Annotated in this window: 19 protein-coding genes; 9 read left to right on the plus strand and 10 right to left on the minus strand. The window is 49.7% G+C overall.

Annotated elements, in window-relative coordinates:
- Positions 1–22: 22 nt before the first annotated feature.
- Together EZJ49_RS07660 and EZJ49_RS07665 are read right to left on the minus strand one after the other, a co-directional pair.
- A complete protein-coding gene (locus tag EZJ49_RS07660) occupies positions 23–1,645 on the minus strand; it encodes an FAD-dependent oxidoreductase (protein WP_262555668.1) in 1,623 nt (540 codons plus the stop codon).
- A gap of 80 nt (positions 1,646–1,725) precedes the next feature.
- Positions 1,726–2,205 carry a hypothetical protein gene (locus tag EZJ49_RS07665; protein WP_262555670.1) on the minus strand — a complete coding sequence of 160 codons (480 nt, stop codon included), beginning with the start codon at positions 2,203–2,205 and terminating at the stop codon, positions 1,726–1,728.
- Between the two features lie 209 nt (positions 2,206–2,414).
- On the opposite strand from EZJ49_RS07665, the gene EZJ49_RS07670 reads away from it, so the two are divergent.
- Complete coding sequence (locus EZJ49_RS07670) at positions 2,415–2,993, plus strand: HD family phosphohydrolase (RefSeq protein ID WP_262555672.1); 579 nt, start codon at positions 2,415–2,417, stop codon at positions 2,991–2,993.
- 73 nt (positions 2,994–3,066) lie between these two features.
- Here EZJ49_RS07670 and EZJ49_RS07675 read toward each other — a convergent pair whose 3' ends face one another.
- The gene (locus tag EZJ49_RS07675) at positions 3,067–3,711 is read right to left on the minus strand and encodes an OmpA family protein (protein WP_262555674.1); all 645 of its coding nucleotides are present in this window, start codon (positions 3,709–3,711) and stop codon (positions 3,067–3,069) included.
- Between the two features lie 168 nt (positions 3,712–3,879).
- Here EZJ49_RS07675 and EZJ49_RS07680 point away from each other — a divergent pair, with 168 nt between their 5' ends.
- Complete coding sequence (locus EZJ49_RS07680) at positions 3,880–4,599, plus strand: SIMPL domain-containing protein (protein WP_262555676.1); 720 nt, start codon at positions 3,880–3,882, stop codon at positions 4,597–4,599.
- A gap of 22 nt (positions 4,600–4,621) precedes the next feature.
- Here the strand turns inward: EZJ49_RS07680 and EZJ49_RS07685 are convergent, their stop codons facing one another.
- From EZJ49_RS07685 to EZJ49_RS07710, 6 genes are read right to left on the minus strand one after another with little or no spacing between them, the layout of a single operon-like run.
- Positions 4,622–5,353, minus strand: a complete 732-nt coding sequence (locus EZJ49_RS07685; protein WP_262555677.1) for a cell wall hydrolase — start codon at positions 5,351–5,353, stop codon at positions 4,622–4,624.
- Between the two features lie 2 nt (positions 5,354–5,355).
- Positions 5,356–5,892 carry a GyrI-like domain-containing protein gene (locus tag EZJ49_RS07690; RefSeq protein WP_262555679.1) on the minus strand — a complete coding sequence of 179 codons (537 nt, stop codon included), beginning with the start codon at positions 5,890–5,892 and terminating at the stop codon, positions 5,356–5,358.
- A 4-nt stretch (positions 5,893–5,896) separates the two neighbouring features.
- Positions 5,897–6,445, minus strand: coding sequence for a thioredoxin family protein (locus EZJ49_RS07695; protein WP_262555681.1), 549 nt, complete (start codon positions 6,443–6,445; stop codon positions 5,897–5,899).
- A gap of 8 nt (positions 6,446–6,453) precedes the next feature.
- Positions 6,454–7,206, minus strand: coding sequence for a biotin--[acetyl-CoA-carboxylase] ligase (locus EZJ49_RS07700; RefSeq protein WP_262555683.1), 753 nt, complete (start codon positions 7,204–7,206; stop codon positions 6,454–6,456).
- Entirely contained in the window at positions 7,206–8,030 is an 825-nt protein-coding gene (gene nadC / locus EZJ49_RS07705; RefSeq protein ID WP_262555685.1) for a carboxylating nicotinate-nucleotide diphosphorylase, read from the minus strand. The genes EZJ49_RS07700 and nadC overlap by 1 nt, the downstream gene beginning before the upstream one ends.
- A gap of 51 nt (positions 8,031–8,081) precedes the next feature.
- Complete coding sequence (locus EZJ49_RS07710; protein WP_262555688.1) at positions 8,082–9,185, minus strand: PleD family two-component system response regulator; 1,104 nt, start codon at positions 9,183–9,185, stop codon at positions 8,082–8,084.
- Positions 9,186–9,297: 112 nt separating this feature from the next.
- Between EZJ49_RS07710 and lptG the strand changes: the two genes are divergently transcribed.
- From lptG to rpe, 4 genes are read left to right on the plus strand one after another with little or no spacing between them, the layout of a single operon-like run.
- Positions 9,298–10,377 carry an LPS export ABC transporter permease LptG gene (gene lptG / locus EZJ49_RS07715; RefSeq protein ID WP_262555690.1) on the plus strand — a complete coding sequence of 360 codons (1,080 nt, stop codon included), beginning with the start codon at positions 9,298–9,300 and terminating at the stop codon, positions 10,375–10,377.
- A 27-nt stretch (positions 10,378–10,404) separates the two neighbouring features.
- Positions 10,405–11,043: a peptide deformylase gene (gene def / locus EZJ49_RS07720; RefSeq protein ID WP_262555692.1), complete on the plus strand. Its 639-nt coding sequence runs from the start codon at positions 10,405–10,407 to the stop codon at positions 11,041–11,043.
- Positions 11,040–11,987 (plus strand): methionyl-tRNA formyltransferase, encoded by a 948-nt coding sequence (gene fmt, locus EZJ49_RS07725; protein WP_262555693.1) that lies wholly within the window; start codon positions 11,040–11,042, stop codon positions 11,985–11,987. The genes def and fmt overlap by 4 nt, the downstream gene beginning before the upstream one ends.
- Positions 11,980–12,621, plus strand: coding sequence for a ribulose-phosphate 3-epimerase (gene rpe, locus EZJ49_RS07730; RefSeq protein WP_262555695.1), 642 nt, complete (start codon positions 11,980–11,982; stop codon positions 12,619–12,621). The genes fmt and rpe overlap by 8 nt, the downstream gene beginning before the upstream one ends.
- On the opposite strand, the gene EZJ49_RS07735 is transcribed toward rpe, so the two are convergent.
- On the minus strand, positions 12,618–13,109 hold the full coding sequence (locus tag EZJ49_RS07735; protein ID WP_262555696.1) for an NUDIX domain-containing protein: 492 nt from the start codon (positions 13,107–13,109) through the stop codon (positions 12,618–12,620). The two genes, rpe and EZJ49_RS07735, sit on opposite strands and share 4 nt — an antisense overlap.
- Positions 13,110–13,252: 143 nt before the next feature.
- Between EZJ49_RS07735 and EZJ49_RS07740 the strand changes: the two genes are divergently transcribed.
- From EZJ49_RS07740 to hutU, 3 genes are all read left to right on the plus strand, one after another.
- Positions 13,253–13,777, plus strand: a complete 525-nt coding sequence (locus EZJ49_RS07740; RefSeq protein WP_262555698.1) for a hypothetical protein — start codon at positions 13,253–13,255, stop codon at positions 13,775–13,777.
- A gap of 230 nt (positions 13,778–14,007) precedes the next feature.
- Positions 14,008–15,543 (plus strand): histidine ammonia-lyase, encoded by a 1,536-nt coding sequence (gene hutH / locus EZJ49_RS07745; protein ID WP_262555700.1) that lies wholly within the window; start codon positions 14,008–14,010, stop codon positions 15,541–15,543.
- Between the two features lie 95 nt (positions 15,544–15,638).
- Positions 15,639–17,285: a urocanate hydratase gene (hutU, locus tag EZJ49_RS07750; RefSeq protein WP_262555702.1), complete on the plus strand. Its 1,647-nt coding sequence runs from the start codon at positions 15,639–15,641 to the stop codon at positions 17,283–17,285.
- Positions 17,286–17,377: the final 92 nt, after the last annotated feature.

The raw sequence follows: 17,377 nt of genomic DNA on the forward strand, positions 1-17,377 counted from the left end.
ACCAGATCCTGATGTAATGAACTTAATCGTTCAAAATGCTGTGCACGGCTTCCAGTGCACAGTGGTGAGCCGTTTCAAAACACGGATTCGCCCAGTTGTCCTGATTGGCAAAATGAATCACGTTGTTGATATTCGTGGAAGCTCTTTGCGGGATGCCTTTTTGAATCAAACCAGCCTGAGACAAAGGCAAAGCATGGCCCCAGCGAGTCAGGCGAATGCCATGAATATCATCCAGCCCCAAATTCATTGTTTTCAGAATAGGCTCTACATCCGTCAGATATTTGTTTTTGTATTTGTCATGCGATGCCGGATTGAACAGGAACTGGCGGGCCCCATCATAAGGAATACCATGATACAAGGTCAGAACACTGTGATCGACCTGTTCCTGTTGGGCCCAGGTGCCATAACAGATATCCGTAAAGCTGCGGTCCCCGCGTCTCATTGGTGTTGGAGATGGTGGCACTTGGCCACGCAGGCAGTACAATTCATAGCTTGGGCTTTGGAACGGCTTTTTGGTGATGATATTACCCACCAGATACGCGCGATACATCAGTTGCCCGAGGGCATCGAACTGTTCTTTTGGCATTTCCGGGATCAGGCGTCTGGCCACGAATTTCTGGCAGGCCATCACAACTTTTTTCGCGCGGATCTTTTTAAGATTCCCCATCGCATCTTCGTAAAGAACAACAGCAGAATCACCTTCTGTCGTCACACGTAAAACAATCGCCCCCGCACGCAGGGATTTGGTTCCCGCAGATTTGCGGATGGCCTGAGCCATTTTGTGCGCGACGTAGGCATTGCCGCCCGGGTAAGCCATCAGGCTGCCGGTTTCCGCACAGATAAAGCCCAGATATTGATACGCAGACAGTTCATCGGTGGAACCGCAGAAAGAACTCCAGCCATAAAGTTGGAAGTATTCCAGCAGGTGAGGATGCACATCTCCGAATTCTTTTTTCAACCATTCTTCAAAAGTCAGATGATCCACGGTGCGAGCCAGTTCGCCATTATAGTCGAAATCAGCTTCAGCACCAATCTCAGTCAGACGTGTGAAGATTTTTTTAAACTGCTCGGATGCTGCCTTGTCGGTGGCACCTTTCCAGAATGGGGAGGTGAATTTATTATTGTAAAGAACCGTGGTGTGATCCGAGGACTCACGACGGGCGTGATCCCAAACCCCCAGCTCTGTCAGCAACTGGCCCAGTGGGGCCTGTTGATCGGGTTCAACGAAATAAGCAGCTCCGGTGGAATACATCGCGTTTTTGTAAGCTTCCCCTTTGGAGTTTCCTCCCAAACGGAAGTCCATTTCCAGAACGGCAATTTTTTTGTCGCGAAGATAGTAAGCGGTGGAAAGACCCGCCACCCCGGCGCCGACAACAACCACATCGAGATCTTCTGAGATGCTGGAAGGTTCGCCGCCTTTTTTGGCGATATAGCCGTCGATATTCCAGAAGGCATCGTGCGGGCGATTGATATCATCACCGTTAAAGTCGATGCTGTTATTTTCAGAGTCTTTCAGGCGTGCCACAGGCCAGTCATCTGGCATGTTGGAATTCACCCATTCCGAACCTTTTGCAAGGCCGGAGGCTGGAAGGGAAGAGATTGCCGCTAGAGAAATACCTGTTTTAAGGAAGTCACGTCTTTGCATGGCGTCTTAATAAAATTCCCCTCATAAAGACACAAGAGGAGTTCATGGAACCCCTCTTGTTGAAAGGGAAATGAGAGTCCTTAATCGACAGTCACGTTTTCACAAGTTGGGACTGTGTAAGATTTTCTAAATAGCAGTTCGTAACGTTCGACATTTCTGTTGGAAATGCGGCGGTAAACCGGGATGTTCACAGTCAATGGGTAGGAGCCCGTAACAATCTCGGTCTTGCAAATGCGGCGCTCGCCTCTCCAGTCACAGTTGTCCACCTCATGACGATAGTTGATCGGAGTCCACAGGTAGTCGCGGTCGATCACGATGATTTCTTCACGGTCGCCACGGGTTCTGCTGACAGTGGTGTCCACTGGCTTCATGGTGCGCAGGCGGTCGCCGTCCTGACACACGAATGTGTAGTCGATAGAGCGGCCCATATAAACGGTAGGGGCTTTCACAATCGCGTATTTATCGCGCATGATCTCTTCCCAGGAAGAGGAGGCGTTAACGCCAGCAAAAGCAGGGGCTGCGGTCAGAAGGCCAATAACAAGGGATAGGAACTGTTTCATTTCAAGGTTCTCCTAAATGGGGTTTAAATGTTTTCTTCTTTGCGCAAAGAGATGGCGGCACTTTGTGGCAAGACACCGGGTTTGCTCAAGTTAAGGGCGTGTAAGAAGAGGTGTTTCGTCCTTTTATTGTTCCGGCAATTTCTACATCTAACGCTTTTGGTCACGAGAAAGTTCATGCAACTGCTGGGGCCATAAGGTAAGCACCTTCCATGAATTTTGAAATCCCCACGCTGCCAGAAAAGTTGAATCGCGAAGAAATTATCGAGAAATCCTGGGTTGTGACCCTGTCTGGAAACCGCTTCAGTATTTTGAAGCCGGAGCCGGATGCGGTGATGATTGAAGATATTGCCTGCGCATTGGCTCGTCAGGCGCGTTTCAATGGTCACACCAGATTCTTCTATAGCGTGGGTCAGCATTCTTGCATCGGGGCGGAAGTGTCTCCGACCAAGGAAATCGCCTTGCACATGCTTTTCCATGATGCGACGGAAGCTTACATCGGTGATCTGGTGTCCCCGGTAAAAGCCCTATTGCCGGATTTTGAAATTATTGAGTCCCGTATTCACTGGGCGATTTCCAAACGCTTTAATCTGGAATACCCGCTGCCAAAAGTGGTGAAACAGATTGATCGTCGTTTGCTGGCCACTGAAGTTCGTGACCTGATCACGAAAGATTTGAAGTCCTGGAATATTTCAGAGGATGAACCGTTTGATTTCCCGATCATTCCCTGGCCGCCGGAAGTGACAGAAGCACGCTTCCTGGATTTGGCTAAGAGTCTTTTGAAAAGATAAAGAGTTTAAGCAAAACAAACAAAAAAGGGTGAGATGGAAGTCTCACCCTTTTTCTTTTTCGGTATCCTGAATACTAGGACTTAGGAACTTTGGATTCGTCCACTGTGATTTCGATTTCCACACGACGATTTTTTGCGCGAGCTTCTTTGGTTTTTGCAGGGTCCACTGGATTTGCAGCGCCCATTCCAACAGAAGTTACAGTTTGTGCCGGCACGCCCGCCGCGATCAACTGAGCGCTGACGGATTTTGCACGCATTTCAGAAAGCGGGTTGTTCACCATCGCAGAACCTGTGTCGTCAGTGTAACCTTTTACAGTCAGCACATTTTCAGGGTATTTCTTCATGATAGCAGCCAACTGACTGATGTTGGTTTGTGCGGCTGGCTTCAAATCAGCTTTGCCAGAGTCGAACAGGATGTCGCTTTTTAGCTTGGTGATCAGACCTTGTTCGGTTCTTTTTGTTTCAGCAATTTTTGCCAGTTCTTTTTGTTGTTTGTCCAGGCGGTTACCAACAACACCACCAATACCAGCACCCAAAGCGGCACCGATCAATGCGCCTTCGTTGCGCTTGCCGGTTTGGTGACCGATCACCGCGCCAGCCACAGCACCAATCGCGGCACCGATACCAGCACCTTTGGCTGTGTTAGGGTTTTCTTTAGTTGTCGCGCAACCAGACAGCATCATTGCCACGGCAGCACCGATCAGAATCATCTTTTTCATGGGGGAACTCCTTAATTATGAGGCCTTATTATCCGGATAAATTCTGTCAGAGTGCAATACAAGAATCACTGCGTCTGGTTGGGATACCGCACTAAGAGTTCTTGCCCTTTGCCTTCCATAAAGTCTGATTTATGCTCTTAGGTATAGGCCCAAGGAAAGGGGTATTGCATGAAGAAAGTTCTAGGAGCCAGCCTTTTGGCAGTGGCATTGATGACCGGAGTGAGCGCACACGCCGAAGACCGTTTTATCGTGGTAAGTGGTGCCGCTGAAAAAGGATTGGACCCGAACTTGGTTCATATGAACGTCGAGGTTTGGAGTAAGGCCAACACGGCCAAACAGGCTCAGCAACTGGCGGCAAATCAGTTTAAGCAGGTCAAAAAGGCCCTGGATGATTTCAAGATTAAAAAAGAGGATATTCAGACGGATAACTATTCCTTGAATCCGGAGTACGAATACGACCAAAAGCTTCGTCAGAATAAGCTGGTCGGTTTCCGTGTGACGCAAAGTTTGTCCGTAACCTTGCGTAAGGTCGAGGATGCCGGGACCTTCCTGGATGCTTTGGTGTCAGATAAAAAGACCGCAGATTCAGGTGTGAACGTGAACTCTTTGGCATGGGATTCTGACAAGCGTTCTGTGGCAGAAACGGCGGCATTGGGGGATGCGGTTCGTGTGACTCGCACCAAAGCCGATGAAATTGCCAAAGCAGCCGGGGTTAAAATCAAAGGCGTTTCCAAGATCAGTCACGGGACTTCCGGTTATAACCCGCCACAACCAGTTTTCAGAAACTTCGGTTTGAAAACCATGGCGGCAGATGCGGCACAGACAGAGCTTTCTTCCGGCCAAATCAAAGTTCGTGTGGAAGTCACAGCAGAATACGAAATCAATTAGTTCTTAAGTAAGAGTGCGTGGGTTAGTAAGAGAAAAACTGCACGCACTCGTTGCTGTATGCGTGTCCGTCGATGGACACCGCCTTTACATAGGCTTTCTTGGCAGCGCTCTTGGATAGATCAGCCCATGCCACTGGCGGCTGGGTGGCCTGCGAACTGTGCGGGTAATAAAAATGAGTTACAGCTGAAACACCATGTTTCTGAGGACCGGCCTTCAGGAAGGGATTCTGTTTGGGATCTTGCATGACCTTGTCGGCGGCCTGGGTAGAATAGGCCCAATACTTCTTCCATTCGGGATGTTCAGTTGGACACAAAAACAGCTTTGAATAGGAGGATTTTTTTGACACGGCCGGATTGAACTGAGCTTTTTTAAAGATCACGCCCTGAATGCCACTTCCAAACATTTTAGCGTAAGCAGGACTGGCCTTCGCCAGAGCCACACGATTTTCCACGCCCCAAGCCAGACTCTCAAACAGAGAGGCCCCATACTTGTCGCACTTTTCAAGGTTGGTGGAAATACCTTCAGCGAAAACCAAACGGGCCAGAATTTCAAAATCAGTCAGTTTGTGCTGTTTGGCCAGATCTTCGTTGCTTTCGTCGGCCGCACGCTTTAGGCAGGCCGGTTCCGAAATCACTTTGGACAAGGGGATCTTGTCTTTCTTTAAAGCCTCGCTGCCACAAGCTGTCGGGCAGGGCTGGGCCGAGGCCATAAGGCCCGCCCCCAGAATCAAAGAAGCCAGCAGCACCGTTTTCATATTTATTGAACCGGGAACAGATAAGTTGTGGTCATGGCGTTTTTCTCAGTGATGGAGTGGATTTCGTAAATCTCAATCACCGCACCAGTTTGTTTTAGGTGTGCTTTTAACATGAAGTCGTTCACTTTAGGATAAACTTTCAAAGGCCCAATGCCCGGCGATCCCGTAAAGACCGCCATCACATATTTGCGTTGCGGGATTTCGCCAACTTGCAGACCTTCAGTCAGTTGTGGTGGCTCGCCTTCAAGGATGCAACCCACTTTAGAGCGCAGACGTGCTTCTTCCACTTCGCGAGGGTTGTCCAGGTATTCCCCAAAGGTGCGGCCGCAAGTGATGCCTTGGGATTTCATGTACTTTTCAATGCGTTCCAACTGCTTGTTCACTTTGTGGTAAGGGCCGACATGTTCAACAAAAACTGTTTTGAACGGACCTTGAGTCACTTCTGAAATTTCCACGCCACGGAAAGCGCCCAGATAGTTTGCCAGAAACAAACCAAAAGAAATCATCGTCACCAGAACAAATACCAAAACATATTTCATTGTCTTAAACCCACTTGATAGAGCAGCCCATGGAGGCTGTTTGATCTTCAGAAACTTTTTCGTCTTTTAACAACACTTGAACGGCCTCATAAAGCTCGCGCTTGGTGACTTTGTCTGCATCTTTCCAGGAATCGTCCAGACGTCCGCGATAAGCCAGCTTGTGATTCTTGTCATACACAAAGTAATCCGGCGTGCAGACGGCACCAAACTTTTTGGCCACGTCCTGGGTTTTGTCGTGCAGATAGGTAAAGGTGTATCCATTTTCCTCGGCACGTTTTTTCAGATTTGCAAATGAATCCTCGGGATGGCTGAACTCATCGTTGGAACAAATGGCCACTACGGATACATTTTGCTTTTTCAGGTCGGCCCCCAGTTGGATCAGACGGTCTTCGATCGCCTGCACATACGGGCAGTGGTTGCAGATAAACATCACCACCAAAGGATTCCCTTTGGCAAAGTCAGTCAGGGAATAAGTCTTTCCATCAACTGCCGGAAGTGTGAAGTCCGGACAGCTGTTACCCAAATCTGGAAAAGGAGTGAACGTCAAAGCCATAGCAACACCTACAATGTGGACCAGTTGATTTCTTTGTCACCAATTAGCAAACTGCCATCGGCTTTCATTCCAGTGTATTTTTCTTTTAGCAATGGATGTTGGTTCAGAGCTGTCAGCAAAGACAGTTGATCTGTCGGGCTGAGCTCTTCATCGGAATGTGAAACAGCATCAGTCAGCTCAAACAGCAGGCGATCCAGGAAGCCCATGTAGTCCTGGCCCAGCAAAGGCGCACCCATCGGCAGGGATTCAATAATGCTCGTGGATGTTTCCACTTCTTCCGGGGAAGCCGTGACATTCAGGCCCAGTCCGATAATCAAGCGAACCTCGTCACCTTGGGCAACATTTTCCAAAAGAATGCCCGCGACTTTTTTGCTGCCAATGTAAATGTCATTCGGCGCTTTCAGGTTCCACGGCAGGAAAGGCCAGGTGGTGGAACACGCACGATAAACGGCAAGTCCAATCAGGCATGAAGTTGTCGGTTGTGGCTTCGTCCCCAGAAGATAAGTCCAGGAGCTTAGCAACGCACTGCCAGGACGAGAATCAACCCAGGTGTTTTTGCCGCGACCGCGACCGGCGGTTTGGTGGTCGGTCACATAAAGGCACAAAGATTCTTCCATCAGGTTTTCGGCGAAGGCTTCTTCTTTGGCCAAAGCATTCGTGCTGGTCATTTCCTTTTGATAGGAAACATACAGGTGATTGCTTTCCGCCCACTGTGAAGTCACATAACCAATGCGAATATCAGAAACAGGAGTGTCTGCCATTAGTCCTCCCACTGGAAGACGAGGCTGACATCCGCACACGGTGCAGAGTGAGTCAGCGCGCCCACGGAAATGTAATTCACACCCAACGCAGCCACAGAAGCCACGCGATCCAGATTCATATTGCCGCTGGCTTCGGTTTCGATTTCAGCAGGGATGATTTCCAGAGCTTTTTTCAAAGTGTCGTTATCCATGTTGTCCAAAAGAATTCTTTGCACGTTCATGGACACGGCCTCTTTCACGCCTTCCAGATTGGAGGCTTCCACCTCGACCGGAAGATTGCTGTGCTCACGGATGCGATTGATAGCATTGGTGATGCCACCCATGACAGAGATATGATTATCCTTGATCAGAATCGCCGTGCTCAGATTCATTCGGTGATTCACACCACCACCATGGACAACGGCACGCTTTTCCAGATCACGGAAAGCGGGGGTGGTTTTACGGGTGTCAAGAATCTTGGTTTTAGTGCCTTCGATCTTTTTAACAAAGCGACGAGTGTGAGTTGCAATACCGGACAAGTGACCCAGGAAATTCAAAGCCACGCGCTCTGCCTTCAGCACCTGCACCAGATCCCCTTCGATGGTGCAAAGGATTTGGTTTTTTAGAACCTCATCGCCTTCCTCGAAATGCCATTTGATGCGACAGGTGGGCTCCAGCGCCTGCATGGATTGTTCAAACGCCATCGCGCCGGAAAGAACGATGTCTTCCTTGGCTTTCAGGCGGGCGCGTCCCATGCGGGGTTTTAAGGCAAGAGATTCAGTGGTGACATCGCCATTAGGCATGTCTTCTTTGATAGCGGCGCGGATGAGCTCCAGCAATGTCATAAGCGTGACCTCACAAATGGCGGTCAGTTTTATGATCTGTAGCTGACCGCTTTAGATGGACTTTTCAGTTTCGCGGAGGATCTTTTTGATTTCTTCGCGCACGATGCGCTCAGCGATCTCAGGAAGGACTTTCCAGCAAATGGATTCGATCACTTCGCGAGCTTCCTCACGGATAACCTTTTCCATCATATTGGGGTCTAAGTCCACCTTGGATTGTGTATTGGGCTTAGCATTAGAAGCAGCCTGCGGGGCCGCCCCAGTGGATGTGACTTTTGTTGCACCTTTTTTAAGTGTTTCCATCATTTGATCTTTGACGGACTTTTCCACGTTGGAAATAAAGGATTCGGCTGTCGGAGCTTTGGTTTTTGTCACTTCCGGGGAAGGCTTCACAAAGCTGATTTCCTCGAAGTCGCCGTCCATCTCAATGTGAGCGCCGGAAAGCTCGTCATCCTGAGGAATAACAAACTTAGATGCGAAGTCGGCACTTTCAACTTCAGGGATTTGGATTTTGAATTTGGTCAGATCCTGATGGGCCCAGCCGCCCTCGTCGTGTTCATCTTCACCTTTCGGGGAAGTCAAAGGCACGGCTGAGAACTCTTCGCCGGAAACCTCCAGAAGATTGGCTTCGTCAGCGTCAATTTCCGGGATATTCAGGAAGCTGTCGGATTTTTCTTCAGGCAAAGTATAAGCGGCTTGTTCCTGGGCCGGAGCCTCATTTTCAGCAGGAGTTTCCTCGAATTCCGGCATTTCCGGGAAAGTCAGGAAGCTGCTGACAGGGTTGGATTTGGTTTTTTGAACCAAATCAGAAACAATCGTGCGCAAATGATCCGCATCAAACGGTTTTTCCAAACGACGGTCCGCCCGGCATTCGGCGGCTTTGACTTCGTCGATTTCCATAAACCCACTCCACATCAAAACGACGGGCAGGTGAGTTGTTTCGGCATCATTTTTCAAATCGGCGCAGACTTCGTAACCGGATCTTTTGGTCAGAAGCACATCGGCAAATACGATGTCAGGCTTAAAGGTCTTAGCCACTTGCAATACGTCAAGACCAACAGGGACGGATTTAACTTCAACCCCGAAGTCAGACAATGCCAGTTGCATTACTTTTTTGATTGTGGAACTCTCATCTGCAAGCAAGACGCGTAAAGCCATAAGCAAAGTAAAATAGGATTTCCGCCTCCAGTCAAGGTTTATCGGCGGCCGCCGGCAGAGCTGGAGCGCCGGAAGGCGCGCAAGCTGAAGCAGATAGTTTAAGAGGGTTACCGTGAACAGAATCGATAGATACACAGCAGGGCTTTTTCTAGGTTACTTCGTCGGTGGCCTCTTGGTGTTTCTGACGCTCTTTACGGCTGTGGATGCGATGGGAACGATGGTCAATTACAAGGATGTTGCTCCGTCGGCTTTGGTGAATTATTACCTGTATTCTTTTCCGGGTATCATCCAGCAACTGCTTCCAGTTGCCTGTTTGTTGGGCGTAATTCTGACATTAAGCAGCTTGAATAAAGCCAATGAACTCGTTGCGTTATTCGCCAGCGGGATGAGTTTGATCCGTATCACGGTACCTATGCTGGCGTTGGTGGTTGCGATATCGGCCGTCGGGTATGCGGTTTCAGACCGGGTGCTGCCGCGGGCGACGGTGAAGAAGAACTACATCCTTTACCATGACCTTAAGAAAGAACCGAATCGCTTTTCAACCATCCGCACGGATCGTATCTGGTATCGCTCGAAAAATTCGATTTTCAATATCAAAACCCTGAATGCCACTGGGGACGGGGCTCAGGGGTTGACCATGTACTTCTTTAGCGATGACTGGGATCTGGTTCAGATGATCACCGCCGCTGTGGTGAAAATTCAAGGGGCGCAGTGGCTGCTGGAACAGGGGACAGTGACGGTATTTAGCAAGGACTCAAGCTTCCCTTTGACCAGTCCGTTTAAAACCAAAAATATTGTGATGGCGGAAGACTCTAAGGACCTGCAAAGTGCCGGTCAAACCGCAGACATGATGTCACAAAAAGAGCTGGATCTTTTCATCAATAAAAACCGTGCGGCGGGGCTGGATACCATCGCTTACGAGGTGAATTACCACTCTAAAATCAGCTTCGCCTTTGCCGGGCTGGTGATGTGTTTACTGGGGCTGCCTTTCAGCGTGGGGCGGGCTCGTTCCGGCGGGACCATGCTGAATGTCGGGATCTGTCTGGCCCTGGTCTTTGCCTATTACGTGTTTTATTCGTCCGGGATCACCCTGGGGCAGCACGGGACGCTACCTCCGGTGGCAGCGGCTTGGGCCCCCAACATAGTTATGTTGGTTGTGGCCTTCGTTCTTCTCAAAAAGCTGAAACGCTGATATAATGGGGGCCTCCCGGAGGTTCCTATGATCATGAAAATCCTCACATTCCCTGACCCGAAGTTGCGTGAAGTTTCGCAACCGGTAGAGGCCTTTGGCCCTGATATCGCCAAACTGGCAGAGGATATGATTGAAACCATGTACCACGCCAATGGTATCGGCTTGGCGGCCCCTCAAGTGGGTGAGCTGAAGCGCATGGTGGTTATCGACACACGCCCTAAAGATGAAAAGGGCCGCCGTTATAAATACGAAGAAATGACAGAGCTTGAAGCGGCTGTGAAACAACCGCTGGTTTTGATCAACCCTGAAATCGTTAAAGGCGAAGGCAAAACCACTTTCGACGAAGGTTGCTTGTCCATTCCGGGTTACTACGAAACGGTTCAGCGTTTTGAATACATTGAAATGAAAGCTTTCGATGCGACCGGGAAAGAATTTATCGTAAAGACGGACGGTTTGCTTGCGATCTGCATGCAGCACGAACTGGATCATTTGGAGGGAACTTTGTTCATCGACCATCTGAGCTTCGTTAAAGGCAACAAAATCAAAAACCAAATCAAAAAGTACGGCTACCCAGTTAAAGAAAAAGCGGCGGAGGCCGGCAGTGCCGGAGCGTCCGGGGACGCGCAGGCTGAAGCAGCTGTTGACGAAGAAAAGTGTGAAGTGTGAGCAAGGTCCGAGTCTGTTTTCTAGGGACGCCTGAATTTGCGGTGACCTCACTGAAAGCTCTTCTTTCTGATGAGCACTTTGAGATCGTCGGTGTTGTGACTCAGCCGGATCGTCCTGCGGGTCGTAAGTTGCAATTGACGCCAAGTCCGGTGAAGGCTTTGGCTCAGGCCCACGGTCTGAAGGTGCTGGCGCCGGAATCTTTAAAAGCCAATCCATTGATGCTTCAAGAAATTAAAACCTGGGGGGCTGAGGTCGCCGTTGTGGTGGCGTTCGGTCAGATCCTGACGCAAGAGTTTTTGGACTCTTTCCGTTTTGGCTGTGTGAATGTGCATGGTTCTGTTTTACCACGTTGGCGTGGGGCGGCTCCGATTCAACGTGCGATTGAAGCGGGTGATGTGGAATCCGGTGTGACTTTGCAGAAAATGGTGCGCAAGCTGGATGCGGGTGACATCATTGGCATTCGTCGTGTGAAAATCACTCCTGAAATGAATGCACTGGAACTGCATGACGAGCTGGCTCGTTTGGGTGCGGAGCTTTTGCAGGTGGAACTGATGGATTATGTGCGCGGAAATCTGGCGCCGACTCCGCAGGATGAATCGCAAGTGACTGTGGCAAAGAAAATTGAAAAGCAGGAATCCCAGGTGGACTGGGGCACTTCAGCCAAGGCGATTGACGGTAAGGTGCGTGGCTTTGTTTATGGGCCGGGCACTTATACTTTGTTGCAGGGGAAGAAATTGAAGCTGCATAAGGTGGTTCCTGTTTCCGGCGTTACGACGGTGGCCCCGGGGACAATTACGTCAGTTCATGAGGATCATATCAGCGTGGCGACGGGGGATGGTATTTTGAAACTCTATGAGGTTCAGCCTGAATCCCGCAATCGCATGTTGGTGCAGGACTTCCTGAAAGGGCATCCATTAAAAGTCGGAGACAAGCTCGGTGTCTAAACTCGTTGCGCCCTCTATTTTGTCGGCGGATTTTGCGAATCTTGAAAAAGAGATCAAAGCCATTACAGAAGCCGGGGCGGACTGGGTGCATGTCGATGTGATGGACGGACGTTTTGTTCCGAATATCACGATTGGGATTCCGGTGGTGAAATCTTTGAAGAAGGTTTCTTCCTTGCCGCTGGATGTGCATCTGATGATCGAAGAACCTGAACGCTATGTTGAGGACTTCGTCAAAGCGGGCAGTGATTATTTGACCATTCATATAGAATCAACAAAAGACGCTGCAGGAACTTTGCGCAAGATCCGCGAGCTGGGTGCAAAGGCGGGGATTACATTGCGACCGCGCACTCCGGTGGAACAAGTTTTACCACTGCTGCCCTTGTGTGATCTGGTGCTGGTCATGACTGTAGAGCCGGGCTTTGGCGGTCAATCTTTCATGCATGATCAGGTTCCAAAAATCACGCGCTTGCGCGAAGAAATCTCGTCCAAAAATTTGAATTGTCTGATCGAAGTGGACGGCGGCATCAACGCCGAAACCGCAAAAATCTGCCGCGAAGCCGACGTCTTCGTCGCTGGCAGCTACGTCTTTGGCAAAGACTATCGTTCCGCCATCTCTACTCTTAAAAACGCCTAAAGATTTAGCAGGGCGATGGGGTTTTGTTTTCCGTTTTCCAGATACAGGATTTCGTTGGGGTGGTTTTGCAGGCTTTGCAGACGCCGGGCGATGTTGGGGGCAAGCAGTGACAGGGCATCGTCAAAATCCAGAAAGCGGTAGTTTTTGACCTCGTAGAATTTGGCCTCGATGGATTGGGCTTGTTCTTCTGTTAAATCCTCAGTTGAAAAAAGCAGTTGCAGGTATTCGCCTTTAACGTCGGTGTTGGCGACATAATCGACGGCGATCAGGTTTTTGGGAACGATCTTGAGCTTTAACTCGTCCTGCACTTCGCGGATCAGGGCTTCTAATGGGGACTCCTCGTATTCCACGGTGCCCCCAGGCAGAATCCAGCTGGAACTATATCCAGGTTGAACGATTAACAGCATTCTTTTGTAGAATATCAGGGCTCCTACTCCAATACGTTTGCGAGGAAGGGAGGCGTAGTATTCCTTGTCATCTTTGTACATGAAAAACCCCTGTGTAAAAGTCCTGCCAGCTTAAGGGCCAGAGGGGGATGGTTTGGTCTTTGCGTCATTGACCCTGGGGCGGACTCCTCTCAGAATTTTAGGGGAGTCCAAAATATTTTTGGGTTACAAAAGGAGAAGACTTTATGAAAAAGCTCTTAGTAGTGTTGGCAGTTGTTCTGGGATTCGGGAGCGTTTCTCACGCAGACGTTTTGGTTGAACCCTACCTTGGTTATGAATTTGGTAAAACAACAGATCCAGATGGTAAGTTGACAGGCTCTCAATTGGGTTTGCGCTTGGCTTATAAAACTCCGCTGATGCTTTGGGTAGGCGCAGACTACACAATGGGTGTAAGTGGTGAGGTTGATCCTGACTCTACTCCTAAAGAAGATGCAAAGCGTACGACGTTGTCAGGTGTTGTGGGTATCGACTTCCCAATCTTGCTAAGAGCATGGCTGGGTGTTGGTTTCACAAATGACCTGAAATTGGATTCCGGCAAACTGACTGGTAAAAACATGAAACTGGGTGTGGGCTTTACTGGTTTGCCATTTGTGTCCTTGAACCTTGAGTACATCAAAGACACATGGGATGAGTTCGACGGCAACAGCCTGACTACAGACGCTCAAAATGAAAGCTACGTTTTGTCTGTGTCCCTTCCTCTGGAATTCTAATTTCCAAAAAGAATTTAAGTCAAAAAAAGCCATTCTGCTAACCCCAGAATGGCTTTTGCCATTTAAAAGCCCTTCCGAAAAGGTGCCTGGTGACTTTTTACACCTACAGCGCGTCATCCGTAATGCTGCGCTGTTGCTAGAAAAAGTCACCAGGCACCTTTCTTGGCGCGTTTCTTTGATTGGGGTGGGGGTTTTGGGCTAGGATGCGGCTTCTTTTAGAGAGGCCTACTATGCAGATTACTGGTGAGAATATCACACTTGAAAACCTATATCAGATTGCCCACAACCCTTCGATCAAGGCAGAACTTTCCGCTTCCGGAAGAGCCAACATGCAAAAGTCCCGCGACTATATCGAGGGTCGTATTGCCAGTGGTGAAGTGATGTACGGTGTGAACACTGGTTTTGGTGCTTTTTCATCCGTGCGTATTTCTGATGCTGAAATTGAACAGCTGCAAAGAAATCTGATTCGTTCCCATTCCATGGGTATCGGTGCGCCGTTCACGAAAACAGAAACCCGCGCGATGATGGTTCTGCGTGCGAATGCTTTGGCTAAAGGCCACAGCGGTATTCGTCCGTTGGTGGTAGAAAAAATTCTTGAGTTCCTGAATAACGACATCATCCCGGTAGTGCCTTCTCAGGGCTCTGTAGGTGCATCCGGGGACTTGGCTCCGCTTTCTCACCTGGCATTGACCATCATCGGTGAAGGCGAAGCGTGGGGCGCTGACGGTAAAATCGTGCACGTGACCGAGTTGTTAAAACAAAAGGGCATCACTGCACTAGAGCTGAAAGCGAAAGAGGGTCTTTCCATGATCAACGGTTGTCAGGTGATGACGTCCATTGGTCTGTTGTCCTTGTGGGAAAACCGCCGCCTGTTGTGGTTGGCTGATCTTGCAGGTGCGATGTCTTTGGAAGGCTTGCGTGGTTCCAGAAAACCATTTGATCCGTTGATTCAAGCCAGCCGCCCTCACGCTGGTGAAGGCAAGACCGGTCGTAACTTGATTAAACTTATGGGCGAAACCAGCCCGATCGCTGAAAGCCACGCGGTGAATGATCCGCGCGTTCAGGATGCGTATTCTTTGCGTTGTATGCCAGCGGTTCACGGCGCAGCCAAAGATGCTTTGAGATATGCTGTCAAAGTTTTGGAAACTGAAGCGAACTCTTCCACGGACAACCCGCTGGTGTTTGCAGATGCAAACAAGGTTCTTTCTTGCGGTAACTTCCACGGGATGCCAGTGGCGCACGCGATGGACTTTGCGGGGATTGCGCTGTCTTCCCAGGCAAGTATCAGTGAATGCCGTATTTCCAAAATGATCTCTACGCAGATGAGTGAGCTTCCGCCGTTCCTGACTCCGAACGGGGGCTTGAATTCCGGTCACATGATCGTGCAGGTGGCAGCCGCGTCTTTGGTCAGTGAAAATAAAGTTTTGGCCCATCCGGCGAGCGTGGATTCCATCCCGACGTCAGCAGAAAAAGAAGATCACGTTTCCATGGGAACAATTGCGGCAAGAAAGTTCGCACAGATCCTGAGAAACGCAGAAAACGTGGTGGCAATGGAATTGTTGTCTGCAACTCAAGCCTTGGATTTGCTGGCTCCGTTGAAGCCATCTGCGGCCGTGAAGGCTGCGCATGAGCACATTCGCAAGACTGTGCCGTTTGCAAAAGAAGACCGCATTTTCTCTAAGGACGTTGAGGCGATCAAAGCCATGATGGTTTCTGGAGAACTGATGAAAGTCGTCGAACAAGCTGTCGGCGAACTGGAATGGTAATTGAATAATTAACTCAGACCTGTCGCACTGCTTCGGGAAAACCGGGGCGGGCTCTCCTGTGGAGGGTGACCCGGCAGGTACCTTTTGGAGGATTTATGTCTCGTGTTGTGAAAGCTCCTACTGGGAATAAGATGGTTTGTAAGGGATGGTTGCAGGAAGCGGCTTACCGCATGATTCAAAACAATCTGGATCCGGTGATTGCAGAACATCCGGAAAATCTGGTTGTATATGGTGGTATCGGTAAAGCGGCCCGTAACTGGGAATCTTTCGACAAGATTCTGGAAGCTTTGAAAGAACTTGAAAACGATGAAACCCTGCTGGTTCAATCCGGTAAGCCGATCGGTATTTTGAAAACTCACGAGGATGCGCCTCGCGTTCTTTTGGCGAACTCCAACCTTGTGCCTAAGTGGGCGACGTGGGAGCACTTCAACGAACTCGATAAAAAAGGTCTGATGATGTACGGTCAGATGACGGCGGGTTCTTGGATTTACATTGGGACTCAAGGGATTATTCAGGGGACTTACGAGTCCTTCGTTGAAGCCGGTCGCCAGTACTTCAATGGCAACCTGACAGGTCGAGTGATTCTGACCGCAGGCTTGGGCGGTATGGGTGGAGCCCAGCCTCTGGCGGGTGTTTTCGCCGGCGCTTGTGTTCTGGCTGTAGAAATTGATCCAACTCGTATTCAAAAACGTCTTGAAACCAAATACATCGATGAAGTGGCCACAGACCTTGACGATGCTTTGGCGCGTATTAAGAAATACACGGCCGCAGGTGAAGCGAAGTCCATCGCACTTCAAGGCAACATGGCCACTGTCATTCATCAGTTGATCGAGAAAAACTTCACTCCGGATCTTTTGACAGATCAAACATCTGCGCATGATCCTTTGGTAGGCTACATCCCAGAAGGCTACACTGTGGAAACAGCAAAAACCTTCCGTGAAAAAGATCAAAAGGCTTATTTGAAAGCCGCTTATGATTCTATGGCCAAACACGTTCGTGGCATGCTGACCATGAAAGATCGCGGTGCTGTGACGTTTGACTACGGTAACAACCTGCGCGCGCGTGCGCAGGAAGCCGGTGTTGAAAATGCTTTCGATTATCCGGGATTTGTTCCAGCGTTCATCCGTCCTTTGTTCTGCAAAGGCTCAGGCCCCTTCCGTTGGGTGGCTTTGTCGGGTGATCCTAACGACATCAAAGTGACCGACGATGCGCTTCGCGAATTGTTCCCGCACAAAAAAGATCTTCTGCGTTGGTTGGATATGGCTGAAGAACGTATTGCGTTCCAAGGTCTGCCAGCTCGTATTTGCTGGTTGGAATATGGCGAGCGTGCGAAAGCAGGATTGTTATTTAATAAACTGGTTGCTGAAGGCAAAGTGAAAGCACCGATCGTGATTGGTCGTGACCACTTGGATTGCGGATCTGTTGCAAGTCCAAATCGTGAAACCGAAGCGATGAAAGACGGCTCTGATGCTGTCAGTGACTGGGCCTTGTTAAATGCCATGGTGAACACCGCTTGCGGAGCCACCTGGGTCAGCTTGCACCACGGTGGTGGTGTTGGCATGGGTTACAGTCAGCACGCAGGGCAAGTGATCGTGGCGGACGGAACTGAAAAAGCGGCTCGTCGTTTAGAGCGAGTTCTGACCGCTGACCCGGCAATGGGTGTCTTCAGACACTTGGATGCGGGCTACGAGCTGGCAGAACAAGTGGCCAAAGAGCGCGGCGTTCGCAGTCTTTGGATCTAATTAGAAGTCATTGCCGGGCCTCTTGATGTTATGTCGAGAGGCCTTTTTTTTGCCCGATTTCCAGCTGAGTCTGTGTAAAGACACAAAGCCCT

It is taken from the genome of Bdellovibrio bacteriovorus (assembly GCF_025558485.1).
Classification (GTDB): Bacteria; Bdellovibrionota; Bdellovibrionia; order Bdellovibrionales; family Bdellovibrionaceae; genus Bdellovibrio; species Bdellovibrio bacteriovorus_G.

Excerpts from the sequence above, each read along its gene's own strand:
- EZJ49_RS07660 (WP_262555668.1), bottom strand. The coding sequence starts at position 1,645 with ATGCAAAGACGTGACTTCCTTAAAACAGGTATTTCTCTAGCGGCAATC.
- EZJ49_RS07665 (WP_262555670.1), bottom strand. The coding sequence starts at position 2,205 with ATGAAACAGTTCCTATCCCTTGTTATTGGCCTTCTGACCGCAGCCCCT.
- EZJ49_RS07670 (WP_262555672.1), top strand. The coding sequence starts at position 2,415 with ATGAATTTTGAAATCCCCACGCTGCCAGAAAAGTTGAATCGCGAAGAA.
- EZJ49_RS07675 (WP_262555674.1), bottom strand. The coding sequence starts at position 3,711 with ATGAAAAAGATGATTCTGATCGGTGCTGCCGTGGCAATGATGCTGTCT.
- EZJ49_RS07680 (WP_262555676.1), top strand. The coding sequence starts at position 3,880 with ATGAAGAAAGTTCTAGGAGCCAGCCTTTTGGCAGTGGCATTGATGACC.
- EZJ49_RS07685 (WP_262555677.1), bottom strand. The coding sequence starts at position 5,353 with ATGAAAACGGTGCTGCTGGCTTCTTTGATTCTGGGGGCGGGCCTTATG.
- EZJ49_RS07690 (WP_262555679.1), bottom strand. The coding sequence starts at position 5,892 with ATGAAATATGTTTTGGTATTTGTTCTGGTGACGATGATTTCTTTTGGT.
- EZJ49_RS07695 (WP_262555681.1), bottom strand. The coding sequence starts at position 6,445 with ATGGCTTTGACGTTCACTCCTTTTCCAGATTTGGGTAACAGCTGTCCG.
- EZJ49_RS07700 (WP_262555683.1), bottom strand. The coding sequence starts at position 7,206 with ATGGCAGACACTCCTGTTTCTGATATTCGCATTGGTTATGTGACTTCA.
- nadC (WP_262555685.1), bottom strand. The coding sequence starts at position 8,030 with ATGACATTGCTGGAGCTCATCCGCGCCGCTATCAAAGAAGACATGCCT.
- EZJ49_RS07710 (WP_262555688.1), bottom strand. The coding sequence starts at position 9,185 with ATGGCTTTACGCGTCTTGCTTGCAGATGAGAGTTCCACAATCAAAAAA.
- def (WP_262555692.1), top strand. The coding sequence starts at position 10,405 with ATGATCATGAAAATCCTCACATTCCCTGACCCGAAGTTGCGTGAAGTT.
- EZJ49_RS07735 (WP_262555696.1), bottom strand. The coding sequence starts at position 13,109 with ATGTACAAAGATGACAAGGAATACTACGCCTCCCTTCCTCGCAAACGT.
- EZJ49_RS07740 (WP_262555698.1), top strand. The coding sequence starts at position 13,253 with ATGAAAAAGCTCTTAGTAGTGTTGGCAGTTGTTCTGGGATTCGGGAGC.
- hutH (WP_262555700.1), top strand. The coding sequence starts at position 14,008 with ATGCAGATTACTGGTGAGAATATCACACTTGAAAACCTATATCAGATT.
- hutU (WP_262555702.1), top strand. The coding sequence starts at position 15,639 with ATGTCTCGTGTTGTGAAAGCTCCTACTGGGAATAAGATGGTTTGTAAG.